Below are 18,403 nucleotides of genomic sequence, written 5' to 3'. Positions count from 1 at the left end.
CGAGGTGGTGCGGCTGGCTCTCGACGACCCGGCCGCGCTGTTCACGGGGGCCACCCGACTGTTCCTGTACGCCCAGGGCGCCGGGGAGCGCACCGGCGCCTTCCTCGCCGCCGCGCGGAGGCCGGGGTCCGGCACGTCGTGCTGCTCTCCTCCGGGATCATCCAGGAGGGCGCCGACGAGACCCACCCGATCCACGTCATGCACGCCACCGTCGAACAGCAGGTCCGCGACAGCGGTCTCGGCTGGACCTTCCTGCGCCCCAACGCCTTCGCCACCAACGCCTTCCAGTGGCTCCCGCAGATCCGCTCCGGCGACACGGTGCGCGGCGTCTTCGCGGACGCGTCCACCGCGCCGATCCACGAGGACGACATCGTCGCCGTCGCCGAACGGACCCTGCTCCACGACGGCCACGACGGCGCCGTGCACCGGCTCACCGGCCCCGAGGCGGTCACCCACGCGGAGCAGGTCGCCGCGATCGGCCGGGCCCTCGGCCGCGACCTGCGCTTCGTCGAGGTCCCGCCGCACGAGGCGGGCCCGGACCTCTTCCCGCACGTCCCGCAGGGCATGCTGGAGCGCTTCCCGAAGACGATCGGGGACCCGGCCGGCACCGAACCCGAGATCACTCCGACCGTGGAGAAGATCACCGGCAGCCCCGCCCGCACGTTCACCGAGTGGGCCGAGGACCACGCGGCGGACTTCCGGGGCTGAAACCGGCGGTACCCCCTTTCGGGTGCTGATGCCCCGCTTTTCGGGCGCGGCGCCGCACCCGCCGCCAAGCTGACCGCATGAACATGCCGTCTCTCGCCTCCGGCCCCGAAGGCCCCGGCGCGCTACGGCCGTTGCTCGGCACGGTCCTCGACGCGCTGGAGGCCGGCGGCCGGACGAGGGGCGGCCCGCTGCCCGGCGGCGGGCCCGCGGCGGTGGCCGCGCGGATGCGGACCGCGGTGGGGGACGTCCTCCCGGAGGAGGGCGACCCGGACGCCCTGCGGCGGCTCGTCCAGGCCCTCGCCGAGGGCGCCGCCGATCCCGCCGACCCGCTCTGCGCCGCCCACCTGCACTGCCCGCCGCTCGCCGTCGCCACCGCCGCCGACCTCGCCGCGAGCGCGCTCAACCCGTCCCTGGACTCCTGGGACCAGGCGCCGTCGGCGTCCGAGCTGGAGGCGCTGGTGACCGGCGCGCTGGCCACCGAGGTCTACCCACGCCAGCCCGCCCCCGACTGCCTGGTCACCACCGGCGGCACCGAGTCCAACCAGCTCGCCCTGCTGCTCGCCCGGGAGGCGCGCGGCGGGCGGGTGCGGCTGGTGGCGGGCGCCCACGCGCACCACTCGCTCGGCCGCGCCGCCTGGCTGCTCGGCCTGCCCGGACCCGTCGTCGTCCCGACGCCCGCCGGGGTCCTCGACCCGGCCGCCCTCGACGCCGCCCTGTCCGGGCTGTCCGGCCCGCTGCTCGTCGCCGCCACCGCCGGGACCACCGACACCGGGCGGATCGACCCGCTGCCCGAGATCGCCGCCCGCTGCCGGGCCCACGGCGCCCGGCTGCACATCGACGCCGCCTACGGCGGCGGGCTCCTCTTCAGCGACCGGCACCGGACCCGGCTCGCCGGACTCGACGCCGCCGACACCGTCACCCTGGACCTGCACAAACTCGGCTGGCAGCCGGTCGCCGCCGGACTGCTCGCGGTGCGCGACGCCCGCGATGTCACCGCCCTGCACCAGCGCGCCGACTACCTCAACGCCGACGACGACACCGAGGCCGGCCTGCCCGACCTGCTCGGGCGTTCCCCGCGCACCACCCGCCGCCCCGACGTCCTGAAGATCGCCGTCACCCTCAAGACCCTCGGTCGCACAGGGCTCGGCACCCTCGTCGACCAGGTCTGCGACCACGCCCGGGAGTTCGCCGGCCTGATCGCCGCGCACCCCGGATTCGAGCTGTACGACCGGCCCGCGATCAGCACGGTCCTGTTCCGGCCCGCCGGCGCCCCCGACGACGCCGTGGCCGCCGTACGCCGCACCCTGCTCGCCGACGGCCGGGCCGTCCTCGGCCGCGCCCGCCCCGACGGCCGCCTCTGGCTGAAGGCCACCCTGCTCAACCCGCACGCCCGGCCCGCCGACCTGGCCGCGCTCCTGGAACTGGTGGAAGGACACACCCCCCGATGACCCCGGCCCCCACTCCCCACGATTCCCGGACCGAGCACACCGAAGCACCGCGCGACATCGTCGGCATCGGCATCGGACCGTTCAACCTCTCCCTCGCCGCCCTCGCCCACCCGCTCGCCGAACTCGACGCCGTCTTCTACGAGCAGCGGCCCGCCTTCGGCTGGCACCCGGGCCTGCTCATCGACGACGCCACCATCCAGGTGCCGTTCCTGGCCGATCTGGTGACCCTCGCCGACCCCGCCAGCCCCTGGTCCTTCCTCAACTACCTCAAGACCCGCGACCGGCTCTTCCCCTTCTACTTCGCCGAGCGCTTCCACATCCGCCGCGCCGAGTACGACGCCTACTGCCGCTGGGTCTCCGGGAGCCTGCCCGGGCTGCGCTTCCGCCACCAGGTCGACGCCGTGCGCTGGAACCCGGAACGCGATGTCTTCGAGGTCGACTTCACCCAGCTCGACGCGGACGGCGAGGCGGAGGCCCTGGGCCGGACGTACACCCGCAACGTCGTCCTCGGCATCGGCAGCGAGCCGTACGTCCCCGACCCGCTGCGGCCCCTCGTCGACCTGCCCGGCGTGCCCGTCGTGCACGCCGCCGACTACCTCGACCACCGCGAGGCCTTCCTCGCCGCCGGGCACGTCACCGTCATCGGAGCCGGGCAGTCCGGCGCCGAGATCTTCCTCGACCTGCTCCGCAACCGCCCGGCCGGCCGGGAGAAGCTGCACTGGCTCGGCCGCAGCGAGGCGTTCGCTCCGATGGAGTACTCCAAGCTCGGCCTGGAGCACTTCACCCCCGACTACGCCCGCTACTTCCACGCCCTCGCCGAGCCCGTCCGCGACGGACTCGTCACCGCCCAGTGGCAGCTCCACAAGGGCATCGACGCCGGCACCATCGCGGCCATCCACGACGAGCTGTACCGCCGCACCCTGCACGGCGGCTGGCCCGACGCCGTGCTCACCCCGGGCGTCCGTGTCCGCACCGCCGGCCGGATCGCCACCACCCAGGTGGAGCTGCACCTGGAGCACATCCAGCAGGGCACCCGTTCCCGCCTCACCACCGACGCCGTGATGGTCGCCACCGGTTACCGGGAGCGCCCCCTGAACCGGCTCCTCGCCGGACTCGACCCCTACGTGCGCCGCGACAGCCGGGAACGCCCGAGGGTGGACGAGGAGTTCCGGCTCGTCCTCGACCCGTCGGTCACGGGCTCGGTGTACGTGCAGAACGCCGGGCTGTACGCGCACGGCGTCGGTGCCCCGGACCTCGGCCTCGCCGCCTGGCGCAGCGCCTCCATCCTGAACTCGCTCACCGGCAAGCAGCCGTACCCGCTGCCGGACCGCACCGCGTTCACCACGTTCGGCCTGGAACAGCGACAGCCCCGGATCCCGTCCGCGCGGCGCCCGAAGGCGCTGACCCCCCTCGCGGACGGGATCCGAGGCCGTTCACTCATGGACGGGTTCTAGAACACCGGCGTGCCGTTCCGGGTCAGCTTCCAGCCGACCGAGGCGAAGTCCTTCGGGTCCAGCACGCCCTTGGCCGTCACCCACTCGGCGATCCGGGTGCGGATCTCCGTCGACTCCGCCCACAGCTCGGGGGCCGAGGCGACGTGCGGGAAGGCGCCGCCGCCGTTGGCCCGGTAGTTGTTCACCGCGAGCACGAACCGCTGGGCGTCGTCCAGCGGGGCGCCGGCGTAGCCGAGGTTCCTGATCCGGGAACCGGCCGGCTGGGCGATGTCGATGTCGTACGTCAGGCCGGAGACATAGTCGTAGTTGTAGTCCGGGCGGCCGTTGGCGTTGGTCAGCTTGTTCACGTCGACCGGCGCGTCGGCCGCGGTCTGGACGAAGTACTCCGCCGAGTACTCCAGGTACGCCCGCAGCTGCGCGCCCGTCATCAGCTTGGCGACCAGCGTGTTGTCGTAGACGTAGAGGCTGGACAGGTCCCGGATGGTGACGTCGCCCGCCGGGATCTCACTGGTCCGCGAGAACGGCGAGGCCTGCGCGAGCACGGGCAGCGCGGCGTGCTCGGTGCCCGCCAGGGCCGCCTTGACCACGTCCTCCTGGACCTTGGTGATCAGGTCGATGATCGGGGCGTCCCGGTAGCGGGCGTCGACCGTCGTCAGGGCCTCGGTGGCGGTGCCGACGACCTGGTTGACGTACGCCACGACCTTGGCGTGCTCGTCGTCGAGCAGCTTGCCGATGTACGGGTGGTCCTCGACCGTGTTGGAGTTGCGCAGCGAGGCCTTGACCGACTCGACGTGCCAGCGGCCCTTGCGGAAGACCAGCTCGAAGTCGAACAGGGTGAGCCGCTCGGCGTAGCACAGCGGCTCGGACAGCACGACGGTCCTGCCGGTCTTCTCGTTGGTGACCAGCAGCTCCTCGATCTCCACGTGCGCGTGGCCGACGAGGATCGCGTCGATGCCGGGCACCTGCTTCGCCACGTTGGCCGCGGCGTTCTCCACGTACGGCAGCTGGTCGCCGTAGGAGGAGGTGCCGGAGGAGCCGCTGTGCGCGGAGACGACGACCACGTCCGCGCCCATCGAGCGCAGTTTCGGCACCCACTTCGCGGCCTGCTCCTCCAGACCGGGGAAGGCCAGCTTGCCCTGGACGTACGCCTTGTCCCAGATCGCGATCCCGGGGTTGGTCAGACCGAGCACGGCGACCTTGACCGGCGGCAGGCCCGGCACCTTGAACGTCTTCATGAAGTACGGCGGGAAGGCCGGCCGCAGCGTCTTCGCGTCCACCGCGTTCGCGCCGAGCAGCGGGAAGTCGCACTGCTCCTCGAACTTGCGCAGGGTCTCGATGCCGTAGTTGAACTCGTGGTTGCCGAGCGCCACGGCGTCGTAGCCGATGGCGTTCATCGCCTGCGCCATCGGGTGCACCGGGCCGCCCTCGGCGGTGATGGGGTCGACCTTGGCGTAGTAGTAGGTCAGCGGGGTGCCCTGGATGGTGTCACCGGCGTCGAGGAGCAGGGTGTTGCGGCGGCCCTTCTCCTCGCGGACCTGCTCCACCAGCGTGGCGATCCGGGCCAGGCCCTTGGCGTTGCCCTTGGCGTCGGTGTACTCGGCGTCCTTGAAGTAGTCCCAGTTGAAGATGTTGCCGTGCAGGTCGGTGGTGCCCATCACGGTGAGCGAGTACCGCTTGGCCGGCCCGGCACCCTTCGCCGTCTCCGCGGCCGTCGCCGACGGCGTCGCCGCGCCGGCGACGGCCACCCCGGCACCGGTCACGGCGGACTTCTTCAGGAACTTCCGGCGGTTCAACGGCATGTCGTGCTCTCCTCGGTGCCACGGTCGATGACGCCGTCCGATGACGCGCGTAGACGGACGCGCGTAGATTCTGACCCGGGCATGACCGACGGCAACAGGTCCGCGAGGTTGCGATCTGGTGACCCCGCCCGGTCAATTCCCGGGACGGCCCCGGGCAGGGGTGACAGAGTGAGGTGTATGAGCACCCCTGCCGCAGCCGGATCCCAGCCCGCCGTCCCCTACGGGACCCCCGAGGCGCCGCGGATCGCCGTGCGCGGCGAGGCCCGACTCGAAGTCGACCCGGAGATCGCCCGGATCGGGATCACCGTCAGCGCCCGCGGCCGTGACCGGCGCACCGCCCTGGAGGACCTCACCCGCCGCAACGCGGCCGTCCTGGAACTGGTGAAGTCCTACGGGGACGCGGTGGAGCGGCTGGAGACCGGCGCCTTCTCCCTCACGCCGGAACTCAGCAAGCACGGCAAGGGCGAACGCGTCCGCACCTACCACGGGGGCGTCCGGGTCACCGCCGAGCTGTCCGACTTCACCGCGCTCGGCGAACTCACCACCCGGCTGGCCGACCTGGAGCTGACCCGGGTCGACGGCCCCTGGTGGTCCCTGCGCCGGAACTCGCCCGCCCACCGCGAGGCCCGCCGGCAGGCGGTCCGGGAGGCGGTGCGGCGTGCCCGCGAGTACGCCGAGGCGCTGGACACCACCCTCGCGGCCCTCGTCGAACTCGCCGACATCGGCGCGGAAGGGCCCGCGGTCCCGGCCTATCCGGCGGCTCCGGGGCGGACCCGGGGAGCGGCCCCGGCCCTGGCGGGCGCGGCGGAGGCGGCCCCGGCGCTCGACCTGGAGCCGCAGCGCCAGCAGGTGTTCGCCGCGGTCAACGCTCGCTTTACGATGGCGCCGCCCCGCCTGTAGGAAATTCCGCTCGGAAAAGGGCCGCCCGGGAAAGGAGTTGTGGAATTGCTCATCAGAGCGGCCCCCCGCACAATTCGGCGCTTGTCAACACCCCTTCATGCAAAGGTTGTTGCGTCGTCACGCCCGGCCAATTGTCTACCCGCCGGTAAGCCCTAGGCTCGCCTCATGCGCCGAGCAAAGATCGTCTGTACCCTTGGGCCCGCCACCGACTCGTACGACCAGATCAAAGCCCTGGTCGACGCGGGAATGGACGTGGCCCGATTCAACCTCAGCCACGGCGGCCACGCCGAGCACGAGGAGCGTTACCGGCGGGTCCGCAAGGCCGCCGACGAGACCGGCCGCAGCGTCGGGATCCTCGCCGACCTTCAGGGCCCGAAGATCCGGCTCGGCCGTTTCGCCGAAGGGCCCGTACTCCTTGAACGCGGCGACACCTTCATCATCACCGCCGAGGACGGCGCCGAGGGCGACCGGCAGTCCTGCGGGACGACGTACAAGGGGCTCCCCGGCGACGTCACCCCCGGCGAGCGCATCCTCGTCGACGACGGCAAGGTCACCCTGGAGGTCACCGGGGTCGACGGGCCCCGCGTCCGCACCAGGGTCGTCGAGGGCGGCATGGTCTCCGACCACAAGGGCCTGAACCTCCCCGGCGTCGCCGTCTCGGTCCCCGCCCTCTCCGAGAAGGACGAGGCGGACCTGCGCTGGGCCCTGCACGCCGGCTTCGACGTCATCGCACTGTCGTTCGTGCGCAGCGGCCGGGACGTCGAGGACGTGCACCGCATCATGGACGAGGAGGGCCGCCGCCTCCCGGTGATCGCCAAGGTCGAGAAGCCGCAGGCGGTGGAGAACATCGACGACATCGTGGCCGCCTTCGACGGCATCATGGTCGCCCGGGGCGACCTCGGTGTGGAGATGCCGCTGGAGCAGGTGCCGATCGTCCAGAAGCGCGCGATCAAGCTGGCCAGGCGCAACGCCAAGCCGGTCATCGTCGCCACCCAGATGCTGGACTCGATGATCGAGAACTCCCGGCCCACCCGGGCCGAGGCGAGCGACGTCGCCAACGCGGTGATCGACGGCACGGACGCGGTGATGCTGTCCGGCGAGACCAGCGTGGGCAAGTACCCGGTGGAGACGGTCCGGACGATGGCCCGGATCGTCGAGGCGGCCGAGGAGGACATCCTCGCCAAGGGGCTGCCGCCGCTGACCGAACGCAGCAAGCCGCGCACCCAGGGCGGAGCCGTGGCCCGCGCGGCGGCGGAGATGGGCGACTTCCTGGGCGCGCGATTCCTCGTCGCGTTCACCCAGTCCGGCGACACCGCGCGCCGGCTGTCCCGCTACCGCTCCCCGATCCCGCTGCTCGCCTTCACCCCCGACCCGGCCACCCGCTCCCAGCTCAGCCTGACCTGGGGGGTGGAGACCTTCCTCGGTCCGCGCGTGGAGTCCACCGACGCCATGGTCGACCAGGTCGACGAACTGCTCACCCAGTACGGCCGCTGCGAAAAGGGCGACACCGTCGTGATCACGGCCGGCTCGCCTCCCGGCGTCTCCGGCACGACCAATCTCGTGCATGTGCACCACATCGGCGAGGAGCGCGGCAGGCGATAAGAGCACCTGAGAGCACCAGGGAATAGAGAAAGCGGATGTTCACCCAGAGTGTGAACATCCGCTTTTGCGTGACCTTGAAGTCTAAGGAAAAGTACCCCGGGTCGGATTCGAACCGACGCTGGATGGTGTTTGAGACCATTGCCTCTACCGCTGGGCTACCGGGGCGCCCTTCGAAAAGAAGGTCGGCGGCTACCCGCCGTGTCCCCACCTTACCGTAGCTGGGTAGGCTCTTGTCAGCAGTACCCCTGCCTTGAACAAGGAGCCCTTCGTGACCGCCGAGTCGCCCCAGCCCGTAGACGCGCCCGACGACGACAAGTCGCACGTGCCTCCGCTGACGACCCGAGTCGTCATCGCCGAGGACGAGGCCCTGATCCGGCTCGACCTCAAAGAAATGCTGGAGGAAGAGGGCTACGCGGTCGTCGGCGAGGCCGGTGACGGCGAGCAGGCCGTGGAGCTGGCCCGCGAGCACCGGCCCGACCTGGTGATCCTCGATGTGAAGATGCCCAAGCTGGACGGTATCTCCGCGGCCGAGAAGATCACCGAGGAGTCCATCGCCCCGGTGCTGATGCTCACCGCCTTCTCCCAGCGCGACCTGGTCGAGCGGGCCCGCGACGCCGGCGCCATGGCGTACCTGGTGAAGCCCTTCAGCAAGAGCGACGTCGTCCCGGCGATCGAGATGGCCGTCTCGCGGTACACGCAGCTCAAGGAGCTGGAGAAGGAGGTCGCCGACCTCTCCCAGCGGCTGGAGACCCGCAAGCTGGTCGACCGCGCCAAGTCGATCCTCCAGACGGAGTACGGCCTGACCGAGCCCGCCGCCTTCCGGTGGATCCAGAAGACCTCCATGGACCGCCGCATGTCCATGCAGCAGGTCGCCGAGGCCGTCATCCAGGACGCCGAGGAGAAGAAGGCCGCCAAGGGCTGAGTTCCCCGCGCCCACGCCCGACGTCACCGCGCGCCGAGTCACGGACGGCACTCGCCGAGCGGATGGCCGAGCGCCGGGCAGCGCGTGGAGTACGCCTCGGTGCCGCGGGGACTGCCGGCTCCCCACCTACCGGCTCAGCTGACCACCCGTCGAGCCGGCAGGACCGGGACGCCGTCCGGGAGTTCGCCGAGAAGCTCACGTTCGCGAACGCCGACGAGATCCACTCGATGCTGAGCGAGGTCCTCACCGAGGACATGCCGGGGAACTCGAGCAGGCCAGGCGCACGGGCAGGAGAAAAGACCGCCGCTTCCCCCGGGGGAAGCGGCGGTCGGTCGAGTGGGCGGGGACCTAGTCCTCGCCCAGGTACGCCTTGCGCACCGACTCGTCGTGCAGCAGGTCCTGGCCGGACCCGGAGAGCACGATCTTGCCGACCTCCATGACGTGGCCGTGGTCGGCCAGCGAGAGCGCGGCCTGGGCGTTCTGCTCGATCAGCAGAATCGTGGTGCCCTGGGACTTCAGCTCCCGAATGGTCGCCATGATCTTCTGCATCATGATCGGCGACAGACCCATGGAGGGCTCGTCGAGCATGAGCAGCTTCGGCCGGGACATCAGCGCCCTGCCCATGGCGAGCATCTGCTGCTCACCGCCGGAGAGGGTGCCCGCGGCCTGCTTGCGCCGCTCCCCGAGGATGGGGAACAGGTCGTAGGCGCGCTGGATGTCCTTCTCGATGCCCTCCTTGTCGCTGCGCAGGAACGCGCCGAGCCGGAGGTTGTCCTCGATCGTCATCCGGGGGAAGATGTGCCGCCCCTCGGGGGAGTGGGCGAGGCCCAGCGAGACGACCTTGTGCGCGGGGACCTTCTTCAGCGACTTGCCGTCGAACCGGATGTCGCCGGACACCGGCGTCAGCAGCCCGGACAGCGTCCGCAGCGTGGTGGTCTTGCCGGCGCCGTTGGTGCCGATGAGGGTGACGACCTCGCCCGCGTCCACCTTGAACGAGATGCCCTTGACGGCCTCGATCTTGCCGTAGGCGACCCTGAGGTCCTCGACCTCCAGCAGAGCGGTCACTTGTCGTCCCCTTCCGTGGTGCTGTGCGCCTCGGCCTCCGCGGCTTCGACCTCGGCGGCCTCCTCCCTGCCCGGCGCGCCCTCGAAGGGCTCACCGAGGTAGGCGGCGATGACGCGCTCGTCGGCCTGGACGACCTCGGCGGGGCCTTCGACGATCTTCTCGCCCTGGACCAGCACGGCGACCCGGTCGCAGAGGTTCATGATGAACCGGATGTCGTGCTCGATGACGAGGACGGCGATGCCCTGGTCCCGGATCGCGAAGATCAGCTCCTCGGCGGCCCGGGTCTCCTGCGGGTTCATGCCGGCGGTCGGCTCGTCGAGCAGGAGCAGACCCGGCTCGCTCGCCAGCGCCCGGGCGATCTCCAGCTTGCGCTGCTCGCCGTAGGGCAGATTGCGGGCGAGGTGGTCGGCCTTGGCGGCGAGGCCGGTGAACTCCAGGAGTTCCATGGCCCGTTCGCGCGACTTCTGCTCGGCCTTCTTGAAGCCGGGCAGCCGCAGCAGGGCCGACCAGAGCCCTTCCTTGGTGCGGGTGTGCCGTCCGACCAGCACGTTCTCCAGAACGGTCATGTTGGCGAAGAGCCGGATGTTCTGGAACGTACGGGCGATGCCGGCCTGGGTGACCAGGTGCGGCTTGGGCGGCAGGACGGTGCCCTTGTAGGCGACCTTGCCCTCGGTCGGCACGTACAGGCCGGTGAGGCAGTTGAAGAAGGTCGTCTTCCCGGCGCCGTTGGGGCCGATGAGGCCGACGATCTCCCCGGTGTTCACGGTGAGGTCGACGCCGCGGACGGCGGTCAGGCCGCCGAAGCGCATGGTGACGCCGCTGGCGTCGAGCACCGCGGTGCTGGTGGGTGCGGTCGTGGTGGTGGTCATGGCGGTCACGCCCCTGCCTTGGCGACGCCGGTCGCGCCGTCGGGCAGCGACTTGTCCTCCGGTACGTCGAGCTGTCCGGTCTCGTGGAATTCGAGCTGCTTCCTGCGGTCGGCGACCAGGCCCTCCGGGCGGAAGCGCATCAGCAGCATCAGCGCGACACCGAAGAGCAGCAGCTGGTACTCGGCCATGAACTGGAGCTTGGCCGGAATCAGGTAGAGCAGCGCGGCGCCGATCAGCGGGCCGCTGATGGTGCCCATGCCGCCGAGGATGACGGCGGCGAGCAGGAAGGCCGAGTTCGGCGGCACGGAACCGGCGAACTGGTACTGCTCGGGGGTGACGCTGTACGACACGTGCGCCTGGACGGTGCCGGCCAGACCGGCGAGGCACGCGCCGAGCGCGAACGCGAGGAGCTTGAGCCGGAAGCCGTTGATGCCCATCGCGGTGGCGGCGGTCTCGTCCTCGCGGATGGCGACCCAGGCGCGGCCGATGCGGGACTCCGCGGAACGGCGGAAGACCAGCACCACGACGGCCGTGAACACCAGCATCAGCAGGTAGTAGTTGCCCGAACGGGTCAGCTCGTGGCCCAGCACGTCGTGCGGCAGGCCCAGGTTGAACCCGAAGAGCTCCAGGTCGGGGATGTTCGGGATGCCGTTGGAGCCGTTGGTGACGTCCGGGCCGCTGTTGCCGTTCAGGTTGTTCATGGTGATGCGGAAGATCTCACCGAAGCCGAGCGTCACGATGGCGAGGTAGTCGCCGCGCAGCCGCAGGGTCGGAGCGCCGATCACCACGCCGAAGACCAGCGAGGCGAGGGCACCGGTGAGGACGGCCGCCCAGAACGGGAACTCCACGCCGATGGTGGACTGCGGGGAGCCGGAGACCAGGGCGGCGGCGTAGGCGCCGACGCCGAGGAAGGCGACGTAACCGAGGTCGAGCAGACCGGCGAGGCCGACGACCACGTTCAGGCCCAGGGCGACCGTGGCGAAGATCAGGATGTTCGCGCCGATCAGCGCGTACTGGTCGTTCGACTGGGTGAACGGGAAGCAGATCGCCGCGACGAACGCCGCCGCCATGGCGACGTTGCGGTGCTTGGCGGTCAGCGCCGACAGACGCTTCAGCAGACCGGCGCGGGTGACGGCGGTGAAACCGAACCCGGTGACGATCAGGAAGCCGACGAACAGCTCGGAGTACTCGGTGCCGATGCCGTACGCGAAGACGTACAGGCCGACGCCGAAGCCCGCGGCGATGATCAGGATCTCGGCCCAGGAGGGCAGCTCCTTGGCCTGGGCGGGCTCGGGAGCGGTCAGCGCGTGCCGGAGCCGGCCCCACAGGCGGGGGTTCGGGTCGCTCGGGTCGTACGGCTGGTCGACCGGGAGGCCGAGGGCGCCGATCACCGCGAGCAGCGCGCCGGCGCCGGAGACATAGACGCCGGGCTCCAGGTTGACCAGGCCGCCCAGCTCGTAGGAGATCGCGCCGAGGGCGTAGCCGGTGGTGCCGAGGACGCCGAGGGCGCTCAGCAGGACCGGGCTGTTGGTGCCGCCGGGGGTGAGCCAGCGCAGGCCCCTGACGCCGTAGCCGGAGACGGCGAACAGCAGGGTGAGCAGGGAGCCCACGAGGGTGAGCACCTGGAGGCCGCCGGGGTAGCCGGTGACCGTCAGGTTGCCGGGGAACTCCTCGGTCCAGGTCCAGGCGAGGAAGGTGCCGACGAGGGCGACGGCGGAGCCGGCGACGGTGATCGCGCGGGCCGCGGCCTGTGGCAGCGGGACGATCGGGGTGGCCGGGGCGGTGGACACCTTGGTGGTGTCGACGGGGGTGGCGGTGGTCTTCGTCATGGGTATCACGCCCGATCCGCGACGCGTTCGCCGAGCAGGCCCTGTGGCCTGAGGAGCAGGACGAGGATGAGCAGCGAGAACGCCCACACGTCCTTCCAGGCGCCGCCGCCGAACAGTTCCATACCGGGGATGTCGCCGACGTAGCCGGTGGCCAGGGACTCGGCGACGCCGAGCACGAGTCCGCCGAGCATGGCGCCGTAGATGTTGCCGATGCCGCCGAGCACGGCCGCGGTGAAGGCCTTCAGGCCCATCAGGAAGCCCATGCGGAAGCCGACCTGGCCGTTCTTCAGGCCGTAGGCGACCGCGGCGATGGCGGCGAACGCGGCACCGATGGCGAAGGCCATCACGATGATGCGGTCGGTGTTGATGCCCATCAGCTTGGCCGTGTCCGGGTCCTGGGCGGTGGCCTGCATACCGCGGCCGGAGCGCGTCTTCGTCACGAAGAGGCCGAGGGCGAGCATGCACAGCGGGGCGGCGATCAGCACGAAGAGGTCACCGCGCTGGATGCTCGCGCCGAGGATGTCGATGGCCTCGCCGTCGAACTGCGGGAAGGGGTGGTCCTTCTTCGCGTCCGGGTACCACATCCACACGACCTGCTGGAGGACGATGGACAGACCGATCGCGGTGATCAGGGGGGCCAGCCGTGGCGCGGTGCGCAGCGGCCGGTAGGCGAACCGTTCCGCCGCGGTGGCGACCGCCACCGAGACGATGATGCCGCCGATGATCATCAGCGGGACGGCCGCGCCGAGGGCGAAGCCGTCGGGAAGTATGAGCCAGATGGTCAGGGCTCCGAAGCCCCCGACCATGAAGATCTCGCCGTGGGCGAAGTTGATGAGCTGGACGATGCCGTAGACCATCGTGTAGCCGATCGCGATGAGTCCGTACATCGCGCCGAGGATGAGTCCATTGGCCAGCTGTTGCGGCAGTTCGTTCACCGCAGGGCCTCCGTGGGATGGGTTCGGATATGGCGCCGCGCGGGTGCGCTGGTGGGCGCGCCCGCGCGGCCTGGATCAATGTGTGTCGCTGTGGAGCCGGTTACTCGTCCTCTGCTCAGTCCAGCTTGGGGGAGCCGCTGAACTCGGGCGCCCACGCGCTGTTCTTGATCTTGTAGGCGGTCATCAGCGTGTTGGTGGTGTCACCGAACTCGTCGAAGGAGATGGTGCCGGTGACGCCGTCGAACTTGACCTTGCTCATGGCGTCCAGCACGGCCTTGCGGCCGTCCGACGGCAGCTCGCCGTCGTTGCCCTCGACCGCCAGCTTGACGGCCTCGATGATCGACCAGGTGGCGTCGTAGGTGAGACCGCCGTAGACCTCGTACGGGTCCTCGTAGCCCGCGGCCTTGTAGTCCGCGATGAACTTCTTGGCGGAGTCCAGCTGCTCGACGGGCTTGCCGACCGAGGTGCCGAGGTCGCCTTCGGCCTTCTTGTTCAGCTTCGGGTAGTCGCCGGAGACGATGCCGTCGCCGCCCATCAGCGGGATCTTCTGGCCGCTGTCCTTGAGCTGCTGGCTCAGGGGCGCGGCGGCCGGGTACTCGCCGCCGTAGTAGAGGGCCTGGGCGCCGGTCTTCTTGATCTTGGCGACGACGGAGTTGAAGTCACGGTCGTCGGGGTTCACGTGGTCGCTGCCGACGATCTTGCCACCGAGCTTGGTGAAGTTCGTCTTGAAGGAGGCCGCGAGACCCGCGCCGTAGGTCTTCTGGTCGTCGATCAGGTAGACCTTCTTGATGCCGGCCTTGTTGTAGAGGTACTCGGCGGCGAAGGCGCCCTGCACCTCGTCCGTGGTGGCCGTACGGAAGAACGTCTTGAACTGGCGGACCGAGTTGCCGGTCTTCCAGCCGTCGCCCTGGGTCAGCTCCGTACCGGTGTTGGCCGGGGAGACCTGCACCAGGCCGGCGTCGTTGAACGGCTTCTGCATCTGCTGCGACACGCTGGAGTTCAGCGGGCCGACGACGCCGAGGACGTCCTTGTTGCTGATGTACTTCTGGGCGTTCTGCTGGCCGACGGAGGGCTGGGCCTGGTCGTCCAGCGGCTCCAGCTTGAACTCGATGCCCTTGACGTACTCCTCCTTGTTGGCCGTCTTCACAGCCAGCTCGGCGGAGTTGCGGATACCGAGACCGAGAGCGGAGAGGTCACCCGTGAAGGGGGCGTCGACGCCGATCACAACGGTGGTCTTGTCGCCCCCACCGCTGCCGTTGCTGCTGTCGTCGCGCGACCCGCATGCGGTGAGGGTGAGCGATCCCGCCGCCAAAGCGGCGGTGATGGCGAGGAGCGAACGTTGACGCACGAATCAGGTCCTTTCCCTGGCACGGCGGCTCCCGGTGGAGCACGTCGAGTCGAGCGCGGGACCGAAGGGACTTCGAATCCGTTGGCGCGGTGACTGGGCGTGACTCTAAGCGTGTGTGGGATACGTGGAGGAGAGTCTGTCCAAGGCTGTGACGCTCTTGTTATGACACGACGTAATGCAGAGCGGTACTTGCCGGGTGGAAGCGCGGAATTCTGGCCGATTCGCCCGGTCCATATCGTGAGACTCGCAGGCCCCGACTGGCTCTTATCAGCAGTGTTCTTGCATTTTGCTGATGTCGCGGAATCGTTGCTCCGGGCCACTGGTGGGGCCGGGGAGACTGGGTGGGCGGGGTCCCGGCGCGCACGTAAAGCCGCCTCCGGTATTGCGCGCGCATTACGAAGAGTTACGCCCGAAAAAGGGAGCCCGGGGTTCCGTGGCACTTTCGCCTGATCGATCATTTCCCGAGGGTGGCGATCCTGCGGCGAAATCCGCTCTTCGCTCGCTCTTCGTCCGGAAAGAGGGGTGAAATAGCCGTTACGGAAATGCGTGGGCGTTGCACCAAAAAGCCGCCGCGTGCCGGTCCGGAGCAACGGACCGCAGCGCGGCGGCTGTTGGCGCGGGTGACGCAGGGTCAGCCCAGGGAGGCCATCCGCTTCCCTTCGTCCGGAGTCACCTCGCGCAGCACACAGGTCAGCCGCGCGCTGCACACCCGACGGCCCTGCTCGTCGCTGATCGCGATCTCGTACGTCGCCGTCGACCGCCCCCGGTGCAGCGGCGTGGCCACGCCGGTGACCAGGCCGGAGCGCACCCCGCGGTGGTGCGTGCAGTTCAGGTCCACGCCGACGGCGATCCTCGAGGCGCCGCCGTGCAGCATCGAGCCCACCGAGCCCAGCGTCTCCGCCAGCACCGCCGAGGCGCCGCCGTGCAGCAGCCCGTACGGCTGGGTGTTGCCCTCGACCGGCATGGTGCCGACGACGCGGTCCGGCGAGGCCTCCAGGATCTGCACGCCCATCCGCGTGCCGAGGTGCCCGGCCGAGAACAGGGCGGGCAGGTCGACACCGAGCGAGGCGTACTCGTCGATGACCTCTTGTGGGAACTTCACGGTGTGCTGCTCACCCATCGGCCCGGCTCCGTTCATCCGTCGTCGTGCTGGCTGAGCAAACGCTCAGTCGGCCGCCGATTGTTCCAGACGGACGACGACGGACTTGCTGGCCGGGGTGTTGCTGGTGTCCGCGGTGGCGTCCAGCGGCACCAGGACGTTGGTCTCCGGGTAGTAGGCGGCGGCGCAGCCCCGCGCGGTCGGGTAGTGCACCACCCGGAAGCCCGGCGCCCGCCGCTCCACGCCGTCCTTCCACTCGCTCACCAGATCGACGTACGCCCCGTCCGCGAGCCGGAGGGCGGCGGCGTCCTCGGGGTTGACCAGCACCACCCGGCGACCGTTGCGGATCCCCCGGTAGCGGTCGTCCAGGCCGTAGATCGTGGTGTTGTACTGGTCGTGCGAGCGCAGCGTCTGCAACAGCAGGCGGCCCTCGGGCAGTGCGGGATACTCCACCGGCGCGGCCGTGAAGTTGGCCTTGCCGGTCGCCGTGGGGAAGCGGCGCTCGTCGCGCGGGGCGTGCGGCAGGGCGAAGCCGCCGGGGCGGGCCACGCGCGCGTTGAAGTCCTCGAAGCCGGGGATGACCCGCGCGATGCGGTCGCGGATCGTCGCGTAGTCCTTCTCGAACTCCTCCCACGGCACCTTGCTGTCCTCGCCGAGCACCCGGCGGGCGAGACGGCACACGATGGCCGGCTCCGACAGCAGCTGCGGGCTCGCCGGCTCCAGGCGGCCGCGCGAGGCGTGCACCATGCCCATGGAGTCCTCGACCGTCACGAACTGCTCGCCGCCCCCCTGCACATCGCGCTCGGTGCGGCCGAGGGTCGGCAGGATGAGCGCACGCGCGCCCGTGACGGCGTGCGAGCGGTTCAGCTTCGTCGACACGTGCACGGTGAGCCGGGCCCGCCGCATCGCCGCCTCCGTCACCTCCGTGTCCGGAGACGCGGAGACGAAGTTGCCGCCCATGGCGAAGAAGACCTTCGCCGCACCGTCGCGCAGCGCGCGGATGGCCCGGACCACGTCATAGCCGTGCTCGCGCGGGGGAGCGAAGCCGAACTCCTTCTCCAGGGCGTCCAGGAAGGCGGGCGCGGGGCGCTCGAAGATGCCCATGGTGCGGTCGCCCTGCACATTCGAGTGACCGCGCACCGGGCACACACCCGCGCCCGGGCGGCCGATGTTCCCGCGCAGCAGCAGGAAGTTGACCACCTCGCGGATGGTCGGCACCGAGTGCTTGTGCTGGGTCAGGCCCATCGCCCAGCAGACGATGGTGCGCCGCGAGGCGAGGACCATGTCGAGGGCCCGCTCGATCTCCTCCCGGGTCAGGCCGGTCGCGGCGAGCGTCTCGTCCCAGTCGGCCGCGCGGGCGGCCCCGGCGAACTCCGCGTAGCCATGGGTGTGCTCGCGGACGAACTCCTCGTCCACCGCGCCCTCGGTTTCGATGATCAGCTTGTTGAGCAGGCGGAAGAGGGCCTGGTCGCCGCCGATGCGGATCTGGAGGAAGAGATCGGTGAGGGCGGCGCCCTTGAGCATGCCCTGCCGGGTCTGCGGGTTCTTGAAGCGCTCCAGGCCCGCCTCGGGCAGCGGGTTCACACTGATGATCCGCGCGCCGCCCGCCTTCGCCTTCTCCAGGGCGGAGAGCATGCGCGGATGGTTCGTGCCCGGGTTCTGGCCCGCGACGATGATCAGGTCCGCCTTGTGCAGGTCGTCCAGCAGGACGCTGCCCTTGCCGATGCCGATGGTCTCGGTCAGCGCCGAGCCCGACGACTCGTGGCACATGTTGGAGCAGTCCGGCAGGTTGTTCGTGCCCAGCTCGCGGGCGAAGAGCTGGTAGAGGAACGCGGCCTCGTTGCTGGTGCGGCCCGAGGTGTAGAAGACCGCCTCGTCCGGCGACGAGAGGGCGGCGATCTCCTCCGCGACGATGTCGAAGGCGCGTTCCCAGGTCACCGGCTCGTAGTGCTCGCCGCCCTCCGGCAGGTACATGGGGTGTGTGAGGCGGCCCTGCTGGCCGAGCCAGTAGCCGCTGCGGCGGGCCAGGCCGGCGACCGGGTGGGCGGCGAAGAACTCGGGGGTGACCCGGCGCAGCGTCGCCTCCTCCGCCACCGCCTTCGCGCCGTTCTCGCAGAACTCCGCGGCGTGCCGGTGGTCCGGCTCGGGCCAGGCGCAGCCCGGGCAGTCGAAGCCGTCCTTCTGATTGACGCTGAGCAGGGTCAGCGCGGTGCGCTTGAGACCCATCTGCCGCTGGGCGACGCGCAGGGTGTGCCCGATGGCGGGCAGCCCCGCCGCCGCGTGCTTCGGCTCGGCGACCTGCGGCGCGTCCTGAACCGGATCAGCCTTGGGCGGCTTCCTTGCCATCGCACGCTCTCCTTCGACCGCGGGCGCGGGCTGGGCGCCGGCCGCGGGGGCTCGCGCTCCGCCTCGCTTGTGTGAGGTA

At 70.5% G+C, this 18,403-nt stretch carries 14 protein-coding genes and 1 tRNA gene; 6 read left to right on the top strand and 9 right to left on the bottom strand.

Annotated elements, in window-relative coordinates:
• Nucleotides 1-138 precede the first annotated feature (138 nt).
• The 3 genes from VE614_RS28180 to VE614_RS28170 all read left to right on the top strand — a co-directional run bounded on the left by VE614_RS28180 (nucleotide 139) and on the right by VE614_RS28170 (nucleotide 3,610).
• A complete protein-coding gene (locus tag VE614_RS28180; RefSeq protein WP_324943167.1) occupies nucleotides 139-708 on the top strand; it encodes an NmrA family NAD(P)-binding protein in 570 nt (189 codons plus the stop codon).
• 77 nt (nucleotides 709-785) lie between these two features.
• Nucleotides 786-2,156 (top strand): pyridoxal phosphate-dependent decarboxylase family protein, encoded by a 1,371-nt coding sequence (locus VE614_RS28175; protein ID WP_324943164.1) that lies wholly within the window; start codon nucleotides 786-788, stop codon nucleotides 2,154-2,156.
• Complete coding sequence (locus VE614_RS28170; RefSeq protein ID WP_324943161.1) at nucleotides 2,153-3,610, top strand: lysine N(6)-hydroxylase/L-ornithine N(5)-oxygenase family protein; 1,458 nt, start codon at nucleotides 2,153-2,155, stop codon at nucleotides 3,608-3,610. Before VE614_RS28175 ends, VE614_RS28170 begins: the two co-directional genes overlap by 4 nt.
• Here the strand turns inward: VE614_RS28170 and VE614_RS28165 are convergent.
• On the bottom strand, nucleotides 3,607-5,409 hold the full coding sequence (locus VE614_RS28165) for a bifunctional metallophosphatase/5'-nucleotidase (protein WP_324943158.1): 1,803 nt from the start codon (nucleotides 5,407-5,409) through the stop codon (nucleotides 3,607-3,609). The genes VE614_RS28170 and VE614_RS28165 overlap by 4 nt on opposite strands.
• A gap of 177 nt (nucleotides 5,410-5,586) precedes the next feature.
• Here VE614_RS28165 and VE614_RS28160 point away from each other — a divergent pair, with 177 nt between their 5' ends.
• Together VE614_RS28160 and pyk are read left to right on the top strand one after the other, a co-directional pair.
• A complete protein-coding gene (locus VE614_RS28160) occupies nucleotides 5,587-6,309 on the top strand; it encodes an SIMPL domain-containing protein (protein ID WP_324943155.1) in 723 nt (240 codons plus the stop codon).
• Between the two features lie 165 nt (nucleotides 6,310-6,474).
• Nucleotides 6,475-7,911: a pyruvate kinase gene (gene pyk / locus VE614_RS28155; protein ID WP_324943152.1), complete on the top strand. Its 1,437-nt coding sequence runs from the start codon at nucleotides 6,475-6,477 to the stop codon at nucleotides 7,909-7,911.
• A gap of 92 nt (nucleotides 7,912-8,003) precedes the next feature.
• Here pyk and VE614_RS28150 read toward each other — a convergent pair.
• Nucleotides 8,004-8,076, bottom strand: a tRNA-Leu gene (locus tag VE614_RS28150).
• A gap of 103 nt (nucleotides 8,077-8,179) precedes the next feature.
• On the opposite strand from VE614_RS28150, the gene VE614_RS28145 reads away from it, so the two are divergent.
• On the top strand, nucleotides 8,180-8,833 hold the full coding sequence (locus VE614_RS28145; RefSeq protein WP_324943149.1) for an ANTAR domain-containing response regulator: 654 nt from the start codon (nucleotides 8,180-8,182) through the stop codon (nucleotides 8,831-8,833).
• A gap of 348 nt (nucleotides 8,834-9,181) precedes the next feature.
• Here VE614_RS28145 and VE614_RS28140 read toward each other — a convergent pair whose 3' ends face one another.
• The 7 genes from VE614_RS28140 to VE614_RS28110 all read right to left on the bottom strand — a co-directional run bounded on the left by VE614_RS28140 (nucleotide 9,182) and on the right by VE614_RS28110 (nucleotide 18,324).
• Nucleotides 9,182-9,898 (bottom strand): ABC transporter ATP-binding protein, encoded by a 717-nt coding sequence (locus tag VE614_RS28140; RefSeq protein ID WP_324943146.1) that lies wholly within the window; start codon nucleotides 9,896-9,898, stop codon nucleotides 9,182-9,184.
• Nucleotides 9,895-10,767, bottom strand: a complete 873-nt coding sequence (locus VE614_RS28135) for an ABC transporter ATP-binding protein (RefSeq protein ID WP_324943143.1) — start codon at nucleotides 10,765-10,767, stop codon at nucleotides 9,895-9,897. Before VE614_RS28135 ends, VE614_RS28140 begins: the two co-directional genes overlap by 4 nt.
• Before the next feature lie 5 nt (nucleotides 10,768-10,772).
• Nucleotides 10,773-12,596: a branched-chain amino acid ABC transporter permease gene (locus VE614_RS28130; protein WP_324943140.1), complete on the bottom strand. Its 1,824-nt coding sequence runs from the start codon at nucleotides 12,594-12,596 to the stop codon at nucleotides 10,773-10,775.
• Between the two features lie 5 nt (nucleotides 12,597-12,601).
• Nucleotides 12,602-13,531, bottom strand: a complete 930-nt coding sequence (locus tag VE614_RS28125) for a branched-chain amino acid ABC transporter permease (RefSeq protein ID WP_324943137.1) — start codon at nucleotides 13,529-13,531, stop codon at nucleotides 12,602-12,604.
• Between the two features lie 115 nt (nucleotides 13,532-13,646).
• On the bottom strand, nucleotides 13,647-14,879 hold the full coding sequence (locus VE614_RS28120) for a branched-chain amino acid ABC transporter substrate-binding protein (protein ID WP_324943134.1): 1,233 nt from the start codon (nucleotides 14,877-14,879) through the stop codon (nucleotides 13,647-13,649).
• 631 nt (nucleotides 14,880-15,510) lie between these two features.
• Nucleotides 15,511-15,999 (bottom strand): hotdog fold thioesterase, encoded by a 489-nt coding sequence (locus VE614_RS28115; RefSeq protein WP_324943131.1) that lies wholly within the window; start codon nucleotides 15,997-15,999, stop codon nucleotides 15,511-15,513.
• 45 nt (nucleotides 16,000-16,044) lie between these two features.
• On the bottom strand, nucleotides 16,045-18,324 hold the full coding sequence (locus VE614_RS28110) for an FdhF/YdeP family oxidoreductase (protein WP_324943128.1): 2,280 nt from the start codon (nucleotides 18,322-18,324) through the stop codon (nucleotides 16,045-16,047).
• Nucleotides 18,325-18,403 lie beyond the last annotated feature (79 nt).

Origin of the sequence: Streptomyces sp. (assembly GCF_035645055.1) — a bacterium.
Taxonomy (GTDB): Bacteria; Actinomycetota; Actinomycetes; order Streptomycetales; family Streptomycetaceae; genus Streptomyces.
Note: the sequence above shows the minus strand (reverse complement) of the source record. Positions and strands in the feature narration are given on the sequence as shown.